This is a genomic window from Vibrio sp. T20 (genome assembly GCF_007858795.1).
GTDB lineage: Bacteria > Pseudomonadota > Gammaproteobacteria > Enterobacterales > Vibrionaceae > Vibrio > Vibrio satsumensis.
In genome coordinates this window covers 1-21,011 of sequence record NZ_VFEB01000078.1, presented here as the reverse complement: position 1 = coordinate 21,011, position 21,011 = coordinate 1, and the positions used below count along the sequence as shown (strand labels likewise).

Genomic DNA, 21,011 nt, shown 5'->3' with positions numbered 1-21,011 from the left:
CTAACCTTAATTATTATTCTTAACATCTAAAGAGAACATCTCTAATTTCCACTGCTTAGAGCTTCTCTGCAGAGTGACGTATTCTGGAACGATGTTCTTAACTCGGTACCCTCTGATCGTTTCCCCTTGGCCGAGAATCTGACCATTCAGAATCACATAGCAAGGTGTATCTCCCTTGCATACAATGCTTTCTAAGGACGGTAAGCGATAACGAGTTGGCGCTTTCTTAGCTGACGTTGCTTTTTGTTGGGGTGAAAGCCAACCTAATGGTGCAGTGGGGTCTTGCTCAGCCCACACCGCGGAACTGCCAAACAGCAGAAACAACAAAAGAGTTCTAACCACCGATAAACTCCTGTCTAGTACCTAGCGTGTATACCTCAAACACCAGTCGAGCTTTAGGATATTCTTCTACTGAGTATTCAAATGTGCGCCAGTAGTAGCTAACAGGCAAAGATTCAAGCGCTTGAAGATAAGCTAAAATATCAAAGTAACTGCCCGTCAATTCCATTCTCACAGGGTGAAGAAAGTAGCCAGAATATTCACTGGTCTCTTTATTATTCGAAATCGCTTCCGGTTTTAACGACTCTAGCGACTCTAGCTTTAGACCATTACCGGCATTAAGAACACTCTCCAATAATTGCGACATTTGAGAAGGCGTAATCAACCCATCGACAATCTCTGAAAGTTGCAAAGAAAGGTCTTGGCTCTCTCGCATGAGTTTCTTGTATTCGAGGTTAATTTCTTTATCTGGGTCTTTATTTAACTTAGCTTGCAGAACAAGTAATTCACCCTGCTGCCTTTGATTCGATTGAGTCAAGCTCGTGGTCTTGGCATTTTTCGTTTGTAAGTCGAGATACGCGGGCTCAACCAATAAGGTGAATAACAGCATGGACAGGCCAACAAAACCACACACGAAAAGTAGCCATTTTTCTCTTTGGCTTAATGCAAGAAACTTATCGCTAAGCTGGTTCCACTGTTGCATTATTTACTCTCCCTGCGAGTACTTAATTCAAACGTCACCACGTCCTGGTCATTACGACCAATTTTAAGTTTTTCAAAAGCACGTCCGACTAAATTAAGCTCACTTTTAAACTGACCAATCCAGTTCGGAACGACATTTGCGTTACGAGCCAAACCACTAAGATCTAAAGTATCGTGGGTCATGTAGATGTGCGAAAGAGAGATGTCATTTCGGCCTAATTTAGCTAAGGAATTCATGACGCCAGAATACCCGACTTGTTGTGATTCGTCGTATTGTCCGACCGCCTTCAAAGCCTCTTTTTTAGCCTCAGTCTCACGTTTGAGACGCGCAACAGCAGCCACTTTCTCTGGAGACGGTTTATGCTGAGTTAACTTACTATTCAATTGGTTAACTTGATTGTTAAGTTGATTGGAGCCTTGTTGCAGGGCTGTTAATTCTTTATCTAGATTAGAAACTTGATACTGCATCGCGAAGTAACCACCAAGCAATAAAACACAAACTAGTCCCCAACTCGCAACAACATTGGTAAGCGTAAAATATTCTTTTTTAGGTTTAAGATGTTCAGGATAAAGGTTGACATTAAAAGTATCTTTTTCAGCTGCGAGTTTAACCAACAAACTCTCTGAATTATCACGCTCACCTTCTACCAACAATGAAACTGTCGAGCTCAATGTACTATTTAAAGCGCTTTGTAATTCAGCCTCATCTTCCTCATCACAGCAGATTTTCAGCTGGTGAAGTTGAGTGCCTTTAATTTGCGAAGAAAGGTAATCTATCGAACGTTGGAGTTCTAAAGCAAGGCCATCCAACTGCAGAGCACTTGATGCTACGCCAGTTAAAGGTGGAACAACACTTCGAATCGTTCTTTGAAAACAAACGGTATTTTCAACAAACGCACCCAACTTAAAGTGTGAATTTGAGCTGCGCTGTAAAAGGATGAAATTAGACAACTCGCCAGCACTGTAACCCCAGATTTCATCTTCAGGAGCTACTCCAACTAATTCGATCTGAACCGAGTTGGCAATATTTAGAAGCTTATCTAACAGCTTTTTAGGCAAGACATACACTTGCAGCTTGTTCGAAGTCGGAAGCGCGACCGCACTCGCCGTGATCTCAGTCACTCTTTCAGAGACGAGATCTTTGAGTAAAAATGGCAACGCAACCGACCATTCACTCTCTGGAATGTCCGGTTTATCAAGTTGATAAGTCTGGTAGTAGTTAGCACAGACAACCAACTGGAGACGATTACTGGTAAACGCCTCACTGCTAAGCGATTTTTTTAGCGCACTCTCCCAGCCCCCATTAACCACGGGAATGCTGGTTACTTGAGGTTCTTGTTCTGTCGATGAAATATAAATGGCATCATTGCCCAGCAGGACAACTTGCGAGCTACCTTTATTATTCGTTGGCTTTATCTTGTCTAAAATCGCTTTAAAATTCATACTTAACTACTACTCTTACGCCATCGATTTCTTCGTCCAACTTTTACAACAGATTCCGCTTTTGCAGCCTTTTCAACGTGATTAGGCAAAGGGATAATTTGTTGTTCTTCGTCGAAATATCTCCCTTGATAGCCGTTAATGCCTAACTCTATCAAGGTATTCTTTTCTTGTTTTGTCTCGACTCCAACAGCAATAACTTGAGTTGAAGAATCACCGCATGCCCCAATTAAGCTTCGAACAAACAGCTGATTCTCATGCCTTTGGTCAATTTTCTTTATTAAGCTTCGATGAAGCTTAATGTAATTAACCTTCAAGTCCTTTATATAGTGAGTACTAACAATCGTTCGCCCCGCTTGACCAACCACAACTTTACACCCTAAACCTCGCAGCATCTTTGCCACCGGTCTCATATAATCAAGATGAGCAATCAAGTGTCCTTCCGGAAACTCAAAAGCAAGCTGAGAGCGGTGCTGAGCAGAGAGCTGTAACAACTCACTCCTAAACCACTTAAAATGCTGTTTATTAGCAAATGGGGTAACATTCAGATTCACTGAATAATTGATAGATTGAGTTGATTCTTTAAGCGAACGCAACAAAACCTTCAAAACAGATTGATCCATTTGAGCTTGATAACCCACTTGCTCTACTGCAGGCATAAATCGAGACGATTTCAATAAACCCTTGTCAGGGTCCTGAATTCTAGTAAATATTTCTCTATGTAATTCATTAGCTTGACCAGATTCCGGCATAAGATAACACCGCTGAGCAAAGATTACTAAATTTTCAGGAAGCAGAGCTTTATCAAGTAATGTTCTCCAACGAACACTGCCTCTATCCAACTCATTCTTATTCTGTTTCGGGTAACGGCTCCAGTTATTTATACGCTCCAGCTGGGCACTCTTTAATGCTGTTTCCGTTTCATCCATGATCTGACTGTGGCGCTCACCTTCGGTATACATAGTCACACCGATATGACACCAGTTATCCGATTCCAAGGGCTCTGGCGGGGTTAATTTATCTAACTGCCTTAGACACTGAGCTGCCAAAGTCGCAATATCTTTTGCACCCTGGTGAGGGATAAATACAGCAAAGTCCGCTTCGTAATAGCGAGAGAAAATGACATCGGGATAACGCTGAACGATATTCGATAAGACTTCACCCACTTCAATAATAAAGCCGTCAGTAGTTTGCTTGTCGTTAGCATCACGAACTTGTTCCCATTCGTCGATACGTATCAGTAACACACCACCTCGAGCACCACTTTCATGCAGTACCGATTCCAGTTTATTATCAAATAAAACTCGGTTTGCCGTGCCCGTGAGTTTATCTAGGAAGGTATGGGTACGAATAAAGGTATCAAAGCGACTTCGCTCTTGACGAGCGTCTTGCAACTCTTCAATCAATACATCTAAGGCTTCACTTGCAGTATAAGGCCATTCACGCTCATCCCCCTTTGCGTGAGGTTCAACCTGCCCAGCAAGGATCATTCTTCCTCGCTCTTCTAAGATCTCAGAACCCATGAGTTGCTCTTTCAACCAACGAACACCGCGAGCCAGACAGAACAAGACCAATGCGACAGCCAAAGTAATTGACCACATCGCTTCCATTGAGTAGTTGTAGCCAATATAAGGAGGAAGCGCTTTAAATTCGATTCGGTAACCTTCATTACGCTCTAAAATAAAGCTTTTTTCATAAAGACGATTGGGATCTATCTGTGGGGAGGTATCTTTGAAACGATAAACGATACCGGTCTTGTTCGAGAGTTTCATCTCAACAATATTGCTCGCTTGCAACATCTTAGGCATCCAGCGCTGCATTGAATACGCGGCGTCTGGATCTTCCATCTCTTTATCTACAACCTCGACAATACCAACCAAATAGTGATCTAAATACTCCTGCCCAATGCGTTTAAAGGAGAGAGTGCCACCAATAAAAAGGATGAACATTGCACTGATAACTATCACGGTGACAAATGCGACCAATCGGGTGCTCAATTTTAGTGTCGGGGTATATCTCATGAATAACGAAATCCTTTTCAACTCACATTATACCGTATTGCTACTTATACTATAAATTGACGTTGTAAATAAAGCGTTAAGAATTGTAGGTAACAAAAAGCCGCGATAAACGCGGCTTTTTCCAATTTAATACTATCTTTATAATATATTAAAAACAGAGCTTAAAATGGGATGTCATCATCAAAATCCATTGGCGGCTCATTATATTGAGGTTGAGCCTGCTGAGGAGCTTGTTGAGGTGCTTTCGGCTGCTGTTGAGCTGGAGCACTGTATTGTTGTTGCTGTTGTTGTGGCTGCTGTGGCTGACCCCAACCACCTTGCTGTTGGTTGTTACCCATGCCACCTTGAGCAGGAGCACCGCCTTGAGCACGGCCGCCAAGCATTTGCATCACACCATTGAAGCCTTGAACAACCACTTCAGTTGTGTAGCGATCTTGACCGCTTTGATCTTGCCATTTACGCGTTTGAAGTTGACCTTCAATGTAAACTTGAGAACCTTTACGTAGGTACTCACCAGCAACTTCCGCAAGCTTGCCAAACAGAGCAACACGGTGCCATTCTGTTTTTTCGCGCTGCTCGCCAGTTGCTTTATCACGCCATGACTCTGACGTTGCAATGGTAATGTTCGCTACTGCGCCGCCATTTGGCATGTAACGAATTTCAGGGTCATTACCTAGGTTACCCACTAATATAACTTTGTTAACTCCACGGCTAGCCATGATTTGCTCCGTCTAAATTCATAGTCTCAGAAAATTTTTAGCGCACAAGAATAGCACGCTTTTCTGCTGTGATAAATCGCTTCCTATTCTCACTCCACTACAAAGAATAAAAACGTAACAAATCATGATATTCAGAGCGATGTTGCTTTTTTCTCCACTTACAAACCACTCATTTACTTCGCAGATTGATATTCAACGCAAGTCATAAACAAGGTACTAGAGAAGCGAAAGCGTGCATGACAACGTGAAATCTCATGTTATTAGAACACGGAGTTTCAATGAGAAAGTCTCGATATGCTCGCACTTTACACTTTATGTGCATCGATCCAAGCGACACCTACCTACACGTAAAAGAGATAGAAAAGCACTTATCTATTATCCTTTATAAGATGACACCGGACGATTTAATGCTTGTTGATAGAAAACAGAGTAACCGAATCTTGCTCGTCGATTACAGAGAGGTACCACAACTACTGATTATTTGCCCTAACCTGACTGTTATGTGGAAAAATCACGAAATCATTTTATTCAATGTACCCCAGCAACTTCCAACCTCAGAGCTGCTTACCTATGGGGTACTAAAAGGACTCTTTTACAACACTGAACAAAAGGACAAGATTGCTCGTGGTCTTCAAGAAGTCATTGATGGCGATAACTGGCTGCCAAGGAAGGTAACCAATCAACTGTTGTTTTATTATCGTAATATGGTCAATACCAACACGACACCAACCAATGTTGATTTAACCATTCGTGAGATCCAAGTGATTCGCTGCCTTCAATCAGGGTCATCAAACACACAAATCGCCGATGACTTGTTTATTAGTGAGTTCACGGTTAAATCTCACCTTTATCAAATATTCCGGAAGTTGGCAGTCAAAAATAGGGTTCAAGCCATTGCTTGGGCAAACCAGAACCTACTTGCATAATCGATCCGCCTCTTAGTCTGACGATAATTTTGAGGGAAGCTCTAGTAAACCATGGCTATTGTTGCTGAATTTTCGACATAACTTGTGCTAGAGTTGCCCTCAGAAATATCAACCACTCAGGTTGAATCAATAATTATTATAGATAAAGGGTCTTATCATGATCAAAAAGTGCCTTTTCCCGGCTGCTGGCTACGGTACACGTTTTTTACCAGCTACTAAGTCAATGCCGAAAGAAATGATGCCTGTAGTAAACAAACCTCTGATTGAATACGGTGTAGAGGAAGCTATCGAAGCTGGTATGGATGGAATGTGTATCGTCACTGGTCGTGGTAAGCATTCATTGATGGACCACTTTGATAAGAACTACGAGCTTGAGCACCAAATTAGCGGCACCAACAAAGAAGACCTTCTAATTAATATCCGTGAAACGATTGAAGCGGCAAACTTCACCTACATTCGCCAACGTGAGATGAAAGGTTTAGGTCACGCTATCTTAACGGGTCGCGAACTCGTTGGTGATGAACCGTTCGCTGTTGTACTTGCCGATGACCTTTGTGTTAACGAGCAACAAGGTGTATTAGCTCAAATGGTTGCTCTGTACAAACAGTTCCGCTGTTCTATCGTTGCAGTTCAAGAAGTACCAGAAGAAGAGACACACAAGTACGGTGTTATCTCTGGCGAAATGATTAAAGACGATCTTTTCCGTGTTGATGACATGGTAGAGAAGCCAGAACAAGGTACTGCTCCAAGCAACCTAGCGATCATTGGTCGTTATATTCTGACTCCGGATATCTTTGAACTTATCGAACAGACTGAACCAGGTAAAGGCGGCGAGATCCAGATTACCGATGCATTGCTAAAACAAGCAAAAGCGGGCTGTGTATTAGCTTACAAATTTAAAGGCCAACGTTTTGACTGTGGTAGTGTTGAAGGTTATATCGAAGCAACAAACTACTGCTTTGAAAACCTATACAAAAAAGACCAAAAGCAAATCGAGTTAGGTAAACACTCGACCAAGAAAGAAGCATAACGCCCGGTTAATAACTAGCGTTTCGAATTGTAAAAGGGTGACTCTGTGAGTCGCCCTTTTTTGTTTTACTGTTTTTTTATCCAGTAAAACTTTGCACGAATCTCACTCTATGTAATACTTTAGCCACTTAAAATTACATGGTCTATTGAGATGGATAAAATAGAAATCAGAGGCGCTCGTACGCATAACCTCAAAGACGTCAACCTAACCATACCTCGTGATAAGCTGACGGTTATCACAGGATTATCAGGTTCAGGAAAGTCGTCACTTGCGTTTGATACTCTCTACGCAGAAGGTCAACGTCGTTATGTTGAGTCTTTGTCGGCTTACGCTCGTCAATTTCTATCTCTTATGGAAAAGCCTGATGTCGACCACATTGAAGGCTTGTCTCCTGCGATCTCAATAGAACAAAAATCGACGTCACATAACCCTCGTTCAACCGTCGGTACTATTACTGAAGTCTATGACTACCTTAGATTACTGTACGCGCGAGTTGGCGAACCTCGCTGTCCAGATCACAATATCCCCCTCGCGGCGCAAACTATCAGCCAAATGGTCGATAAAGTATTAGAACGGCCTGAAGGCTCAAAGATGATGTTAATGGCACCGATCGTCAAAGAGCGCAAAGGCGAACATGTTAAAACACTGGAAAACTTAGCTGCGCAAGGCTTTATCCGTGCGCGCATTGATGGTGAAACCTGTGACCTATCCGATCCACCAGCACTTGAACTTCATAAAAAGCACACCATTGAAGTCGTGGTAGACAGATTTAAGGTTCGTCCTGATCTTCAACAGCGTTTAGCCGAGTCATTCGAGACCACATTAGAGCTATCTGGTGGTATTGCTGTCGTCGGTTGGATGGACGAAACAGATCAAGAAGAAATCGTATTTTCTGCTAACTTCGCTTGTCCAAAGTGTGGCTACAGCATGCAAGAGCTTGAGCCTCGCCTATTCTCTTTCAATAATCCAGCAGGGGCATGCGGTACTTGTGATGGCCTTGGGGTTCAGCAGTATTTTGATCCAAGCCGAGTGATTTTAGATGAGAACCTCAGCATAGCTGAAGGTGCAATCAAAGGTTGGGATCAAAAGAACTACTACTATTTCCAGATGCTAACGTCGTTGTCAGAGCATTATGGTTTTGATCTATATGCGCCATTTAATTCTCTACCTAAAAAGACTCAAGAGATCATTCTAAAAGGATCAGGTCGTACTGAAGTAGAATTCAAGTACATCAATGACCGAGGTGACATTCGAGTTAAGCGTCATCCATTCGAGGGAATTTTAAATACCTTAGAGCGCCGTTATCGTGATACTGAATCTAGCGCGGTGCGTGAAGATCTCGCCAAGTACATTTCAACCAAGTCTTGTTCAAGCTGTGATGGCACTCGCTTAAGATTAGAAGCTCGAAATGTTTTCATTGGTGATACAACACTGCCGGAAATCGTTGAACTGAGCATTGCTGACGCACTACAATTTTTCCAAGAATTGAAGTTAGACGGTCAGCGTGGGCAGATCGCAGATAAAGTGATGAAAGAGATCAATGATCGTCTACATTTCTTAGTCAACGTAGGTTTGAACTACCTTAACCTATCACGCAGTGCTGAAACGCTGTCTGGTGGTGAGGCGCAACGTATTCGCTTGGCGAGTCAAATCGGTGCCGGTTTAGTTGGCGTTATGTATGTACTGGATGAGCCATCAATTGGACTCCATCAGCGCGATAATGAACGTCTACTGCAAACCTTAATTCACCTCAGGGACTTAGGTAATACCGTGCTAGTCGTGGAGCATGACGAAGATGCAATTCGTTGTGCTGACCATGTTATCGATATCGGTCCAGGGGCGGGGGTGCATGGTGGACACGTGGTAGCAGAAGGCACCATGCAAGACATCATCGACAACCCGAACTCTTTGACAGGCCAATACTTGAGCGGTGCTAAAGAAATTGCAGTGCCAGAAAAGAGAACACCTATCGATAAGAAAAAGGTCGTAGAGATTGTAGGCGCAACGGGGAACAACCTAAAGAATGTCACTGCGACGATTCCTGTAGGCTTATTCAGTTGTATTACGGGGGTATCAGGTTCGGGGAAATCCACGCTGATCAATGACACCTTCTTCAAAGTCGCCCACACTCAATTAAACGGGGCCACGACTGCAGTTCCTGCACAACACAAAAAGATTAAAGGATTAGAACATTTTGATAAGGTGATCGACATAGATCAAAGCCCTATCGGTCGTACACCAAGATCAAACCCTGCAACTTATACAGGGATTTTTACTCCTATTCGTGAACTATTCGCGGGCACACAAGAGTCACGTTCTCGTGGTTATAAACCAGGTCGATTCAGCTTTAACGTTCGTGGTGGCCGTTGTGAGGCTTGTCAGGGCGATGGCGTAATCAAAGTAGAGATGCACTTCTTGCCGGATGTGTATGTACCTTGCGATGTGTGTAAAGGCAAGCGCTATAACCGTGAGACTCTAGAGGTTCGCTATAAGGGCAAAACCATAGACGAAGTTCTTGAGATGACCGTAGAAGATGCACGCGAGTTCTTCAATCCAGTACCTGTTATCGCTCGTAAGCTACAAACACTCATGGACGTGGGTCTATCTTACATTCGCTTGGGGCAAGCAGCGACAACCTTGTCTGGTGGTGAAGCCCAGCGTGTTAAATTGGCGCGAGAGCTATCGAAACGAGACACAGGAAAAACCTTATACATTCTCGATGAGCCAACAACAGGTCTTCATTTCCACGATATCCAGCAGTTGTTAACGGTACTACATAGGTTGCGTGATCACGGTAATACGGTTGTCGTGATTGAGCACAACTTAGATGTCGTTAAAACAGCAGACTGGATCCTAGATCTTGGCCCAGAAGGCGGACAAGGTGGTGGCGAGATTGTTGCAGAAGGTACACCTGAAGATGTGGCGTTAGTCGAAGGTTCACACACTGCTCGCTTCCTTAAGCCTATGTTAAATTTGAAGTAGGTGTAAAATAGCGCCCTGCGAGCAGACAGAAAAATGTTAAAGTAACAGAGCTTGTTTCAGAAGGAACAAGCTCTGTTTTATAAGGTTAGGGATTTATGGCAACAATACACACTAGCGGCACCCAGCTAGAAAATCAGGTCACTCAGCTACCACTCAACAAAGCATTTCTGGCTTCTTTAGCTGTTGTATTCTTGTTAGCCATGCATTTTTTCATGCCTAATCCTGGAGGCTCGGGGCTTGCGTTATCATTTAACCCAACAACTTGGCTGGCGCTAAGCTTCACGCTAGCAATTGGCTTTTACCAACTCGCTACCAACCGAGTACTTAAGTATTCAAAATTAACGATTGGCTTGTTGATAAGCTGTATCATACTCACGCTACCCATTTTATACAGCAATGCCGCACCTCAAGGAGCATCAGGACGCTTGCTTGGATTGTGGGCAGGCTTTGCATTATTTGTCGTGCTGCAACAATTTAAGTTCAGCAATAAACACAAGCAGCGCATGTTGTGGTTCATTGTGCTTGCTGTTGTTATACAAGCACTATTTGGCTATATGCAATATTTCTTACTAGAGCCTGGCAACCTATTTGGTTACAACACTGCTGCAAACCGACCATATGGGATATTCCAACAACCGAATGTAATGGCCAGCTTTTTAGCTACGGGTTTTGTGCTGTCCGCTTACCTTTTGGCAAGACAGCCCGCTAAATATAATCACAAAATTAGCGAGTCATTCTTACTATACCTAACCCCAACCTTAACCGTACCATTGCTGATCATCATCGCATCACGTACCGGATGGTTAGCGGCACTCATCGGCTTTGTGTGTATTCTTCCTTACCTATATAAATTTTCGACCAAGAAACGCTTCTATGGATGGTGCGCATCAGTTGTTGTAGGTATTGTGGTTGCGTTTACTGTCATAAACCTTAGCGCTACAGATAGCATAGCGAGTAAGAAAGCGAACCTAGAAAGCCCTCGCGCTTACACCTTCCCTCAAACACTAGACATGTTGGTAGAAAAACCATTTACTGGTTACGGCTACGGGAAATTTGAATCAGAGTACACCCTTTATACCGCTCGTCAGCACCAACTCAATTCAAACTATCATCCGGGGCTTCCAGCAATGGATCACCCCCACAATGAGTTTCTGTTTTGGGGGGTAGAAGGGGGAATTGTACCAATCATCGGGATCTTGATTGCTGCAATATTGGTTATGTCACGTATAGCAAGTTCTGCAAAGGGAACGCGTCTAGCCCTGCTCGCTTTATTCATCCCAATTCTTTTGCACTCTCAGCTTGAGTATCCTTTTTATCACTCGGCGATTCACTGGATAACATTCATTATATTGATTTACTGGGTCGATCAGCGCTCTTCCCGACATTATCAACAGCCGTTCAGTATCATCAGCAAGACCCTGTTTAGAGTGTCGAGCTTAGTAATACCTATCTTAGTCAGTTTTTATATGTTGAGCGCCCTGCATACCAACTATGTACTGACTAAGTTTGAACTTTCTAAGCCGAAGAACCCAGACATTCTTAAGCAGGTAACGAACCCTGTGGTGTGGAAAGATCGCTACGATTGGGATATATACAGCACCTACCTAAACATTGGTCTTTATAAAGGTGACCCTAGCCTTATTCAGCCCTACGTTGATTGGTCACTAGAGATCATAAAGAGTAAACCAAGACCAGCGTTCTACAGTAACCTGATCCTTGCTTACCAAGGTTTAGGGGAAGAAAGCAAAGCGGAACAAATCCGTAGTGAAGCAAAGTTTTTATTTCCAGACAGAGACTTTTCACAGGTTCAATACAAGAAAATATCTCAAGCAGAAAACAATGTCTCATCGGCAGAGTAGCCAAGGACTAAAGAGATGTAACTATTGCATCTTATTTTTAGAACAAACACAAAAAAGCGCACGAGGATCGTGCGCTTTTCTTTGAAACGAGTCTAGTTCGATTATTTAAGTACATCTTGCAGCGCTTTAAGACACAGCGCGACATTCTCTTTGCGAGCACCGTAGCCCATCAAGCCGATACGCCATGCCTTACCAGCCAAAGAACCAAGCCCAGCACCAATCTCAAGGTTATACTCTTCTAAAAGCTGCGTTCTGATCTTAGCCTCATCAATGCCTTCAGGGAAATAAAGTGCGTTCAGCTGCGGCAAGCGGCTCTCTTCATCGACCACAAACCTTAACCCTAATGCTTCTACACCTTCTTTAAGCTCTTGGTGCATAGCATGATGACGAGACCACGCATTATCTAGGCCTTCATTTTTCAATAGAACGAGAGACTCGTGCAGTGCATAAAGGCTATTTACGGGTGCGGTATGGTGGTAGCTGCGCTTACCTTCACCGCTCCAGTAACCTAATACTAGGCTTTGATCTAAGAACCAACTTTGCACTGGCGCTTGGCGGGCTTTCATTTTATCAACGGCACGCTGAGAGAAAGTCACCGGAGATAGACCCGGCACACAAGACAAACACTTTTGACTTCCAGAATAAACCGCATCAAGCTGCCACTCATCAACCAGCAATGGCACACCACCTAGTGATGTCACTGCGTCAACAATCGTTAACGCATCAAACTGACGAGCGATAGCTGAGATAGCTTGAGCATCAGATAGCGCTCCGGTTGATGTCTCTGCATGAACAAAAGCCACAGCAACAGCATCGGGATTGTCTGTCAATGCTTGCTCGACCTTTTCAACTGAGACGGGCTTGCCCCACTCGTCGTCAACAAGGATGGCTTCGCCACCACAACGCACCACGTTTTCTCGCATACGCTCACCGAAGACACCGTTACGACAAACGATCACCTTTTCACCAGGCTCAATCAAGTTAACAAAACAGGTCTCCATACCCGCACTTCCCGGAGCAGAAACGGCAATCGTAAATTCGTTTTCCGTCTGAAAAGCGTATTTAAGAAGCTGTTTAAGCTCATCCATCATCGCAATAAACAGTGGATCTAGATGACCTATGGTTGGGCGACTCAAAGCCTGCAGCACTTGAGGCGAGATATCAGAAGGACCCGGTCCCATTAACGTTCGGTGTGGTGGATAAAAGCTATCGATAGCAGTAGTGAGTGTTAAATTAGACATGTACATCCCTTACGTTAATGTTGTGAACAATCCACCCTAAAGCAAATTGATTACCTCAGCAATTAGCCATAAGTATTGAGGTCAAACCACTGTCACATAATTGTTAAAATTATTTTTCAATTATCTCAAGTTACCAATTGACATTGTTACCGCAAACACGTTCAATGAAATGGCTATCTAGCAGAAGAGGAGCACTGCCCAGGCAGATGTTTTGTGGAACCGCATTTCCAATACAAAACATTTATGGGGAGCAGTGCCGAGATAATAAAAGGATGCAGGACCTTTATTATCGGTTGAGCGGGCTGAATCCCGTCAACTGTCGCCATTTCTATATGGTGAAGAGCTTCTGGGGTTACTATTCTAATAATTCCTCTCTTTTTGCTCTAAAACTCTCTTCGAAAAACATCGGACGTTGGATTACCCAACAGTAATTTTATTTTAGGAAGTCGTGGGAGATATATCGTGAGTGCATCTAATGTAGCTGGTTCTTTTAATGTCGCTAAGTTTGGCGGAACAAGTGTTGCCAACTTTGAAGCCATGAGCCGCTGTGCTGCCATTATTGAAAACAACTCAAATACGAAATTAGTCGTGAGTAGTGCATGTTCTGGTGTGACCAATTTGCTGGTTGAACTGGCGAATGGTGTTCAAGACAAAGCTCGTCGTCAGAAACTAATGACGCAATTAACGGACATTCATAATGCGATTCTTGACCAACTCGCAGACCCAATCAGCATCGAAAAAGAAGTTCACAGCATTCTTGATGACATTGCGAGCGCAGCAGAAGCCGCATCATTTCAAGCAAGTACTAAGCTGACTGATCACCTTGTAGCATGTGGCGAGTTGATGTCGACACACATCCTTGCTCAAATCCTTCGCGAGCGCGGAACACCTGCGGTTCGTTTCGATATCAGAGAAGTGATGCGCACCAATGATGATTTCGGAAAAGCAGAACCACAGCTAGAAGAGATTGCTGCTTTGGCAAAAGAGAAATTGATTCCACTGTGCCAACAACAAGTTGTCGTTACCCAAGGCTTTATCGGTGCTGATAGCGAAGGTAACACCACGACCCTAGGCCGCGGTGGCAGTGATTATTCAGCGGCACTGATTGCCGAGTCGGTACAAGCGATTGGCTTAGAGATCTGGACGGATGTTCCGGGTATCTATACTACCGATCCACGTATTGCTCCTAAGGCCTCTCCTATCCCAGAGATCAGCTTCAGCGAAGCATCGGAAATGGCAAACTTTGGCGCGAAGATCTTACACCCATCGACTCTAGTCCCGGCACTACGCCACCAAATTCCGGTATTTGTCGGCTCATCAAAAGCACCAGAGCTCGGTGGCACATGGATTCGTCAACAAGTTGAAAGCTCCCCTCTGTTCAGAGCGCTTGCCCTACGCTGCAACCAAACCATGGTTACGCTACGCAGCGCCAATATGTTCCATGCTTATGGCTTCCTCGCAAAAGTGTTCGAGATCCTCGCTAAGCATAAGATCTCTGTCGATCTTATCACTACCTCAGAGATCAGTGTCTCACTCACTCTCGATCAAACAGATACATCAGGTGGTGCTCCTCAGTTGCCAGAAGCCGCTCGCATTGAGCTTGAGGATCTGTGTTCTGTAGATATTGAACACGATCTATGCCTTGTTGCTCTTATTGGTAACAACATGAGTGAAAGCAAAGGCTATGCAAAGCAGGTCTTCGGCACTCTAGAAGATTTCAACCTACGTATGATTTGTTACGGAGCAAGCCCACACAACCTATGTTTCTTATTAGATGAACCTGTATCTAAACTGGCAATTCAAAAACTGCATCAAGAGCTATTTGAATAAGAAAGCGTTTAATAGGTTGGTTTGAATTAACCAAATCACAAATACAAAAAGGGTTGCTATTAAGCAACCCTTTCTCTTTTTACTTTACGAATCAAAGCCCGTCATAGATTCAAACTAGTTAATGTTTGGACCTAACCACTTCTCAGCTTCTAACATATCCCATCCTTTACGATCGGCATAGCTATCCACTTGATCCTGTTGAATCTGTGCAATAGCAAAGTATCGAGCATCAGGGTGTGAGAAGTACATACCAGACACAGAAGCACCAGGCCACATCGCATAGCTCGACGTTAAGGACATATCAATCGCTTTCTCAACATTCATTAACTCCCACAACGTACCTTTCTCGGTATGCTCTGGGCAAGCAGGGTAACCTGGAGCAGGGCGAATACCTTGGTATTTCTCACGAATCAAATCATCGTTCGATAAGTCTTCATCTGGCGAGTAACCCCAAATATCCTTTCTCACTTCTTTATGCAGGTACTCCGCGAACGCTTCAGCCAATCGATCAGCAACCGCTTGAATCATGATTGCATTGTAATCATCGCCTTTCGCTTTGTATTCATCAGCCAGCTCACGCTCACCAATACCACCCGTTACCGCAAAGCCACCAATCCAGTCCGCTTTACCACTTTCTTTTGGAGCAATGTAATCTGACAGGCAATAGTTAAAGCCTTTTGGTTTCTCTGTCTGTTGACGAAGGTTGTGTAGAACCTTTAGGACTTCGGTGCGAGATTCATCGGTATACACCTCAATATCATCACCAACACTGTTCGCTGGGAACATGGCACACATACCGCGAGCTTCAAGTAGTTTATCTTTCTCCACACGGTCTAACAGATCGTTAGCGTCTTTGAATAAACGTTGCGCTTCTTCGCCCACTTCTTCATGCTCAAGAATCGCAGGGTACTTACCAACTAAAGACCACGTCATGAAGAATGGCGTCCAATCGATGTACTGACGCAAAGTAGCCACATCAAAATCTTTGAAAATGTGCACTCCCGGCTTAGCCGGTGCCGGTGGTGTATAAGCATCCCAATCAATAGCCACTTTATTAGCACGAGCTTTTTCAAGTGTCACAGGCTTAGTGCGAGGCTTCTTACGATTATGTTGATCACGAACGCGATCATAATCGATATCCAACTTCTCAACGAAAGCAGGTTTCAATTCATCAGAAAGCAGTGACGTACATACACCCACAGCACGAGAGGCGTTGTTTACATAAACCACTGGCTCTGAGTAATTCTGTTCAATCTTAACAGCAGTGTGAGCTTTAGATGTGGTTGCACCACCAATCAAAAGAGGAAGCTTAAAGCCTTGTCTTTCCATCTCTTTGGCAACGTGCACCATTTCATCAAGAGATGGTGTGATCAAACCAGATAAGCCGATAATGTCGACGTTCTCTTCTTTCGCGACCTTAAGAATCTTTTCACAAGAAACCATCACACCTAAGTCGATAATTTCGTAGTTATTACACTGCAAAACCACACCAACGATATTCTTACCGATATCGTGTACGTCGCCTTTAACGGTCGCTAACAGAATCTTACCGTTAGTCGCACCCACTTCTTTGGATGCATTGATGAACGGTTCTAAGTGCGCAACAGCCTGCTTCATTACACGCGCAGACTTAACTACCTGTGGTAAGAACATCTTACCTTCACCAAATAGGTCACCAACAACGTTCATGCCGTCCATTAGAGGACCTTCAATCACCTCAATAGGACGAGAGGCATTAACACGAGCTTCTTCAGTGTCTTCAACTATAAAGTCTGTAATACCTTTAACCAAAGAGTGCTCTAAGCGCTTCTCTACAGGCCAAGTACGCCATTCTAGAGCTGACTTATCTTCAACTTTACCTACTGCTCGCTCTAGGTACTCAGTTGCCATATCAAGCAAACGTTCCGTCGAATCATCACGGCGGTTTAGTACTACATCTTCAACAGCATCACGCAGGTCTTCAGGAACATTATCGTAAATCTCCAGTTGACCAGCATTTACAATGCCCATATCCATACCATTTTTAAAACAGTGATATAGGAATACTGCGTGGATTGCCTCACGGACGTAGTTATTGCCGCGGAATGAGAACGACACGTTAGATACGCCACCAGAGATCATCGCATGAGGGAGATCGCGTTTGATGTCTCCCACTGCTTCAATGAAATCAACCGCATAGTTGTTATGTTCATCAATACCAGTAGCTACTGCAAAAATGTTCGGATCAAAAATAATGTCTTCAGGAGGGAAGCCAACTTCATCCACAAGAATGTTGTAGGCATTGGTACAGATCTCAACTTTACGCTCTCGAGTATCAGCCTGACCAACTTCATCAAAAGCCATCACAATAACGGCAGCACCATAGCGACGAACTAACTTGGCTTGCTCGACAAATTTCTCTTTGCCTTCTTTTAGAGAGATAGAGTTGACTATACCTTTACCCTGAATACATTTCAGGCCAGCTTCGATAACTTCCCATTTTGAAGAATCGACCATTACTGGTACTTTTGAAATTTCTGGTTCAGAGGCACATAAATTAAGGAATTTAACCATACACGCTTCAGCGTCTAGCATCCCTTCATCCATGTTGATATCGATAATTTGAGCACCGTTCTCAACTTGCTCTCGAGCAACACTCAAGGCTTCGTCGTAAAGCTCTTCTTTAATCAGGCGCTTAAAGCGAGCTGAGCCCGTCACATTGGTACGCTCACCCACATTCACGAATAAAGATTCTTTAGCAATCGTCAGAGGCTCTAGCCCCGAAAGGCGACAAGAAACCGGTAAGTCTGGCAATTGACGCGGCGTTACACCTTCAACAGCCTCAGCCATTTGGCGGATATGCTCTGGAGTAGTACCACAACAACCACCAATTAGGTTCAAGAAACCACTTTCAGCCCATTCTTTAACGTGTTCGGCCATATCTTCAGGAGAAAGGTCATACTCACCAAATGCGTTAGGTAACCCCGCGTTAGGGTGAGCCGAAACATTGCATTCTGAGATGCGAGACATCTCACCAACATACTCACGCAGTTCGTCAGGGCCTAGAGCACAATTCAGTCCAAATGAGATAGGTTTAACATGACGAAGGGCATTATAGAATGCTTCTGTTGTCTGCCCTGAAAGCGTACGACCTGATGCATCAGTGATGGTACCGGAGATCATCACTGGAAGAGTAATACCCACTTCTTCAAAAACAGATTCAACGGCAAAAGCACACGCTTTCGCGTTCAACGTATCGAAGATAGTCTCGATAAGAATAAGATCTGAGCCACCCTTAATAAGCGCACGGGTCGATTCAGAATAGGCTTCAACCAATTCGTCAAAGCTAACATTACGGTACCCTGGATCATTTACATCAGGCGAGATAGAACAAGTTCGGTTGGTTGGGCCTAACACACCCGCAACAAAGCGAGGCTTTTCTGGAGTCTTTGCTGTCCACTCATCAGCCGCTTCACGAGCAAGCTTGGCAGCAGCAAAATTAATTTCGTCACTAAGGCTTTCCATATCATAGTCGGCCATAGCGATAGTTGTAGCGTTAAAGGTATTGGTTTCGAGGATGTCTGCCCCAGCTTCCAAGTATTCTGAATGGATATCTTTGATAAGCTTAGGCTGCGTAAGAACTAAAAGGTCATTGTTGCCTTTTAAGTCACTGTGCCAATCAGCAAAGCGTTCACCACGATAGTCTTGCTCTTCCAATTTATAATCCTGAATCATGGTACCCATACCACCATCAATCAGTAAAATTCGTTGCTTCAACAGAGCGTCAATCTTTTGCCTTACATTACTTCCCACGGTACAACCTCATTCCTTTAATTATCCCTCCATCCTATCACACATTAAAAAGGAGTCTAGACGTCTAAAAAAGGAAATTGATTACCGACTCATGACAAAAAAATGTTTGCTATTTGAGCATGAGACAACGAAAATTCATATTCATACTTTGTTACATGTTGGAATCCCAATGTCGGTCTATTACACCTTATGCTTCTTGTCCGCTGCAGCCATGCTTATTGCTTTCGTGAATACAAAAATTGGTAAAATGCAGACAACCATCGCCATCACAGCTGGCTCAATGATGTTATCTCTATTGATTATCATTGCGGGACAAAACAATTGGTTCCAACTGGCTGACATCGCCTCAGAAACCGTTGCCAGTATCAACTTTGAAGATTTCCTACTTAAGGGAATATTGGGGTTCTTACTCTTTGCCGGTGGTTTAGGGATTAAGTTACCAAACCTAAAAGACCAAAAGTGGGAAATAACTGTACTCGCGTTAGGTGCTACGCTGTTTTCAACCTTCTTTATCGGTTTTGTACTGTACGGGTTCTGTCAGGTCATCGGCATTCAATTTGATCTGATTTACTGCCTACTCTTTGGCTCGTTAATCTCTCCAACCGATCCAATTGCCGTTTTAGCAATAGTAAAGAAGCTCGATGCGCCCAGAAGAATCTCTACTCAAATCGAAGGAGAATCTCTATTCAACGATGGTTTTGGCTTAGTGATCTTCGTAACCCTATTTACTATCGCATTCGGCACAGAAGCGCCAACCGTCGGTAGTGTGACCATGCTATTCGTTCAAGAGGCAATTGGCGGCATCGTCTACGGTTTTGTTTTAGGTCTTGTATTCCATTACCTAATCAGCAATACCGATGACCACTCGATGGAGTTGCTATTAACCATCGGCATCCCAACTGCTGGTTATGCGTTTGCTGAAGTTCTACATGTATCAGGTCCATTAGCGATGGTGGTATCAGGTATCATGATTGGTAACTGGACTCGCTTTATCGGATTCTCAAAAGAGAGTGAAGATCACCTAGATCATTTCTGGGAATTGATAGATGAATTCTTAAACGGCGTATTATTCTTGTTAATTGGTATGTCGATGCTGCTATTCAAATTCCACCAAGAAGACTGGATCTTAATGGCGTTCGCAGTCCCCCTTGTATTGAGTGCTCGCTACTTAAGTGTTTTCTTGTCTTACATTGGATTTAAACGTTTTAGAACTTACAACCCGTGGTCGATTAAGATTCTAACTTGGGGTGGTTTACGCGGTGGTTTAGCACTAGCCATGGCACTTTCAATCCCTTCAGGTATCTGGGTAATTGAAGACAAGGCAATAGATGTTAAAGAGATAATCCTTGTCATGACATATGCTGTTGTTGTGTTCTCTATTCTGATTCAAGGCTCAACAATCACTCCTATGATAGAGAAAGCAAAACAAGCAGAGAAAGAGCTAGATTAACATCTAGATGATCAACCGAGGCCGTCTACTTTAGGTGGCCTTTTTTATACGTAATGAAAGTCAAACTCACCAATTCCCTCGCTGAAGAGTATACGTGGAACATAGAGCTTATATCGATATTTGATACTGCTAGTATTTGAGTAAACAAAAACCTTAATGTGGAGGAGGATTAAGTTTGGCCAGAACTCTTTCAGGAGCTCAAGTCATACAGAGAACTCGTTATTCTGCGCCCTCGCTAGTCTACCCAATAAACCACTTCCAAGATTATATAAGTATCAATCGAACGGCTTCACCTTGCACCTTGAAACACAAATAACGGGACTCAATGTCTCGCTAGAATAGCGTTAGTTATTAACTAGCAGAATTACAGAGCAAAATGAGTGTTGAGTAGATAGAGATAGCTAAAGGAGTACTTGGTGCTTCCCGCGTTACCTCTAATAAAGGCTCTAGCATTCCTGCAGGGACGCTCAGTCTAGAGTCTTAAATATAGCAGGGTTCGAATGAGCCAGCACTCCGAGATTCGACCGAACTGACGAGCCAAGGAGACGTCTAGTTCCCCCAAGCCCTAGCCTTTTTACTGAGGCTTTGTGTATAGCAGGAGTAGAGGTTTACCCCCAAACACACGCTGTTTTGGTAAGTCGGAGAATCCGCTGCTCCGCTAATAGCGTATATTTGATTCAGAAAATAAAAAGGCTCTAGCATTTCTGCTAGAGCCTTAAATATGGCAGGGGTGGAGAGAT

General features: G+C 43.6%; 13 protein-coding genes and 1 riboswitch. Of the genes, 6 read left to right on the top strand and 7 right to left on the bottom strand.

Annotation, left to right across the window (positions count from 1 at the left end; translation table 11 throughout):
* Window positions 1-6 precede the first annotated feature (6 nt).
* From FTW16_RS06285 to FTW16_RS06265, 5 genes are all read right to left on the bottom strand, one after another.
* Window positions 7-342: an MSHA biogenesis protein MshK gene (locus FTW16_RS06285; RefSeq protein WP_146490465.1), complete on the bottom strand. Its 336-nt coding sequence runs from the start codon at window positions 340-342 to the stop codon at window positions 7-9.
* The gene (pilO, locus tag FTW16_RS06280) at window positions 335-982 is read right to left on the bottom strand and encodes a type 4a pilus biogenesis protein PilO (RefSeq protein ID WP_146490464.1); all 648 of its coding nucleotides are present in this window, start codon (window positions 980-982) and stop codon (window positions 335-337) included. Before pilO ends, FTW16_RS06285 begins: the two co-directional genes overlap by 8 nt.
* Window positions 982-2,424: an MSHA biogenesis protein MshI gene (locus FTW16_RS06275; RefSeq protein ID WP_146490463.1), complete on the bottom strand. Its 1,443-nt coding sequence runs from the start codon at window positions 2,422-2,424 to the stop codon at window positions 982-984. The genes pilO and FTW16_RS06275 overlap by 1 nt, the downstream gene beginning before the upstream one ends.
* Window positions 2,425-2,426: 2 nt before the next feature.
* The gene (csrD, locus tag FTW16_RS06270; protein ID WP_146490462.1) at window positions 2,427-4,442 is read right to left on the bottom strand and encodes an RNase E specificity factor CsrD; all 2,016 of its coding nucleotides are present in this window, start codon (window positions 4,440-4,442) and stop codon (window positions 2,427-2,429) included.
* Window positions 4,443-4,603: 161 nt separating this feature from the next.
* Window positions 4,604-5,161: a single-stranded DNA-binding protein gene (locus FTW16_RS06265; RefSeq protein WP_017061342.1), complete on the bottom strand. Its 558-nt coding sequence runs from the start codon at window positions 5,159-5,161 to the stop codon at window positions 4,604-4,606.
* Window positions 5,162-5,439: 278 nt separating this feature from the next.
* Here FTW16_RS06265 and FTW16_RS06260 point away from each other — a divergent pair, with 278 nt between their 5' ends.
* The 4 genes from FTW16_RS06260 (at window position 5,440) to FTW16_RS06245 (ending at window position 11,958) form a co-directional block, all read left to right on the top strand.
* Window positions 5,440-6,087: a LuxR C-terminal-related transcriptional regulator gene (locus FTW16_RS06260; protein ID WP_060982966.1), complete on the top strand. Its 648-nt coding sequence runs from the start codon at window positions 5,440-5,442 to the stop codon at window positions 6,085-6,087.
* Between the two features lie 157 nt (window positions 6,088-6,244).
* The gene (galU, locus tag FTW16_RS06255; protein WP_061019114.1) at window positions 6,245-7,117 is read left to right on the top strand and encodes a UTP--glucose-1-phosphate uridylyltransferase GalU; all 873 of its coding nucleotides are present in this window, start codon (window positions 6,245-6,247) and stop codon (window positions 7,115-7,117) included.
* Window positions 7,118-7,267: 150 nt separating this feature from the next.
* Window positions 7,268-10,099 (top strand): excinuclease ABC subunit UvrA, encoded by a 2,832-nt coding sequence (uvrA, locus tag FTW16_RS06250; RefSeq protein ID WP_146490461.1) that lies wholly within the window; start codon window positions 7,268-7,270, stop codon window positions 10,097-10,099.
* Window positions 10,100-10,194: 95 nt separating this feature from the next.
* Complete coding sequence (locus tag FTW16_RS06245; protein WP_146490460.1) at window positions 10,195-11,958, top strand: PglL family O-oligosaccharyltransferase; 1,764 nt, start codon at window positions 10,195-10,197, stop codon at window positions 11,956-11,958.
* 101 nt (window positions 11,959-12,059) lie between these two features.
* Here FTW16_RS06245 and FTW16_RS06240 read toward each other — a convergent pair whose 3' ends face one another.
* The gene (locus tag FTW16_RS06240; protein WP_146490459.1) at window positions 12,060-13,199 is read right to left on the bottom strand and encodes a pyridoxal-phosphate-dependent aminotransferase family protein; all 1,140 of its coding nucleotides are present in this window, start codon (window positions 13,197-13,199) and stop codon (window positions 12,060-12,062) included.
* A 176-nt stretch (window positions 13,200-13,375) separates the two neighbouring features.
* A riboswitch (Lysine riboswitch) is annotated at window positions 13,376-13,553 on the top strand.
* Between the two features lie 108 nt (window positions 13,554-13,661).
* On the opposite strand from FTW16_RS06240, the gene lysC reads away from it, so the two are divergent.
* Complete coding sequence (gene lysC / locus FTW16_RS06235; protein WP_146490458.1) at window positions 13,662-15,029, top strand: lysine-sensitive aspartokinase 3; 1,368 nt, start codon at window positions 13,662-13,664, stop codon at window positions 15,027-15,029.
* Window positions 15,030-15,143: 114 nt separating this feature from the next.
* Here lysC and metH read toward each other — a convergent pair whose 3' ends face one another.
* Window positions 15,144-18,821 (bottom strand): methionine synthase, encoded by a 3,678-nt coding sequence (gene metH / locus FTW16_RS06230; RefSeq protein WP_146490457.1) that lies wholly within the window; start codon window positions 18,819-18,821, stop codon window positions 15,144-15,146.
* A 169-nt stretch (window positions 18,822-18,990) separates the two neighbouring features.
* Here metH and FTW16_RS06225 point away from each other — a divergent pair, with 169 nt between their 5' ends.
* Window positions 18,991-20,271, top strand: coding sequence for a cation:proton antiporter (locus FTW16_RS06225; protein WP_136979351.1), 1,281 nt, complete (start codon window positions 18,991-18,993; stop codon window positions 20,269-20,271).
* Window positions 20,272-21,011 lie beyond the last annotated feature (740 nt).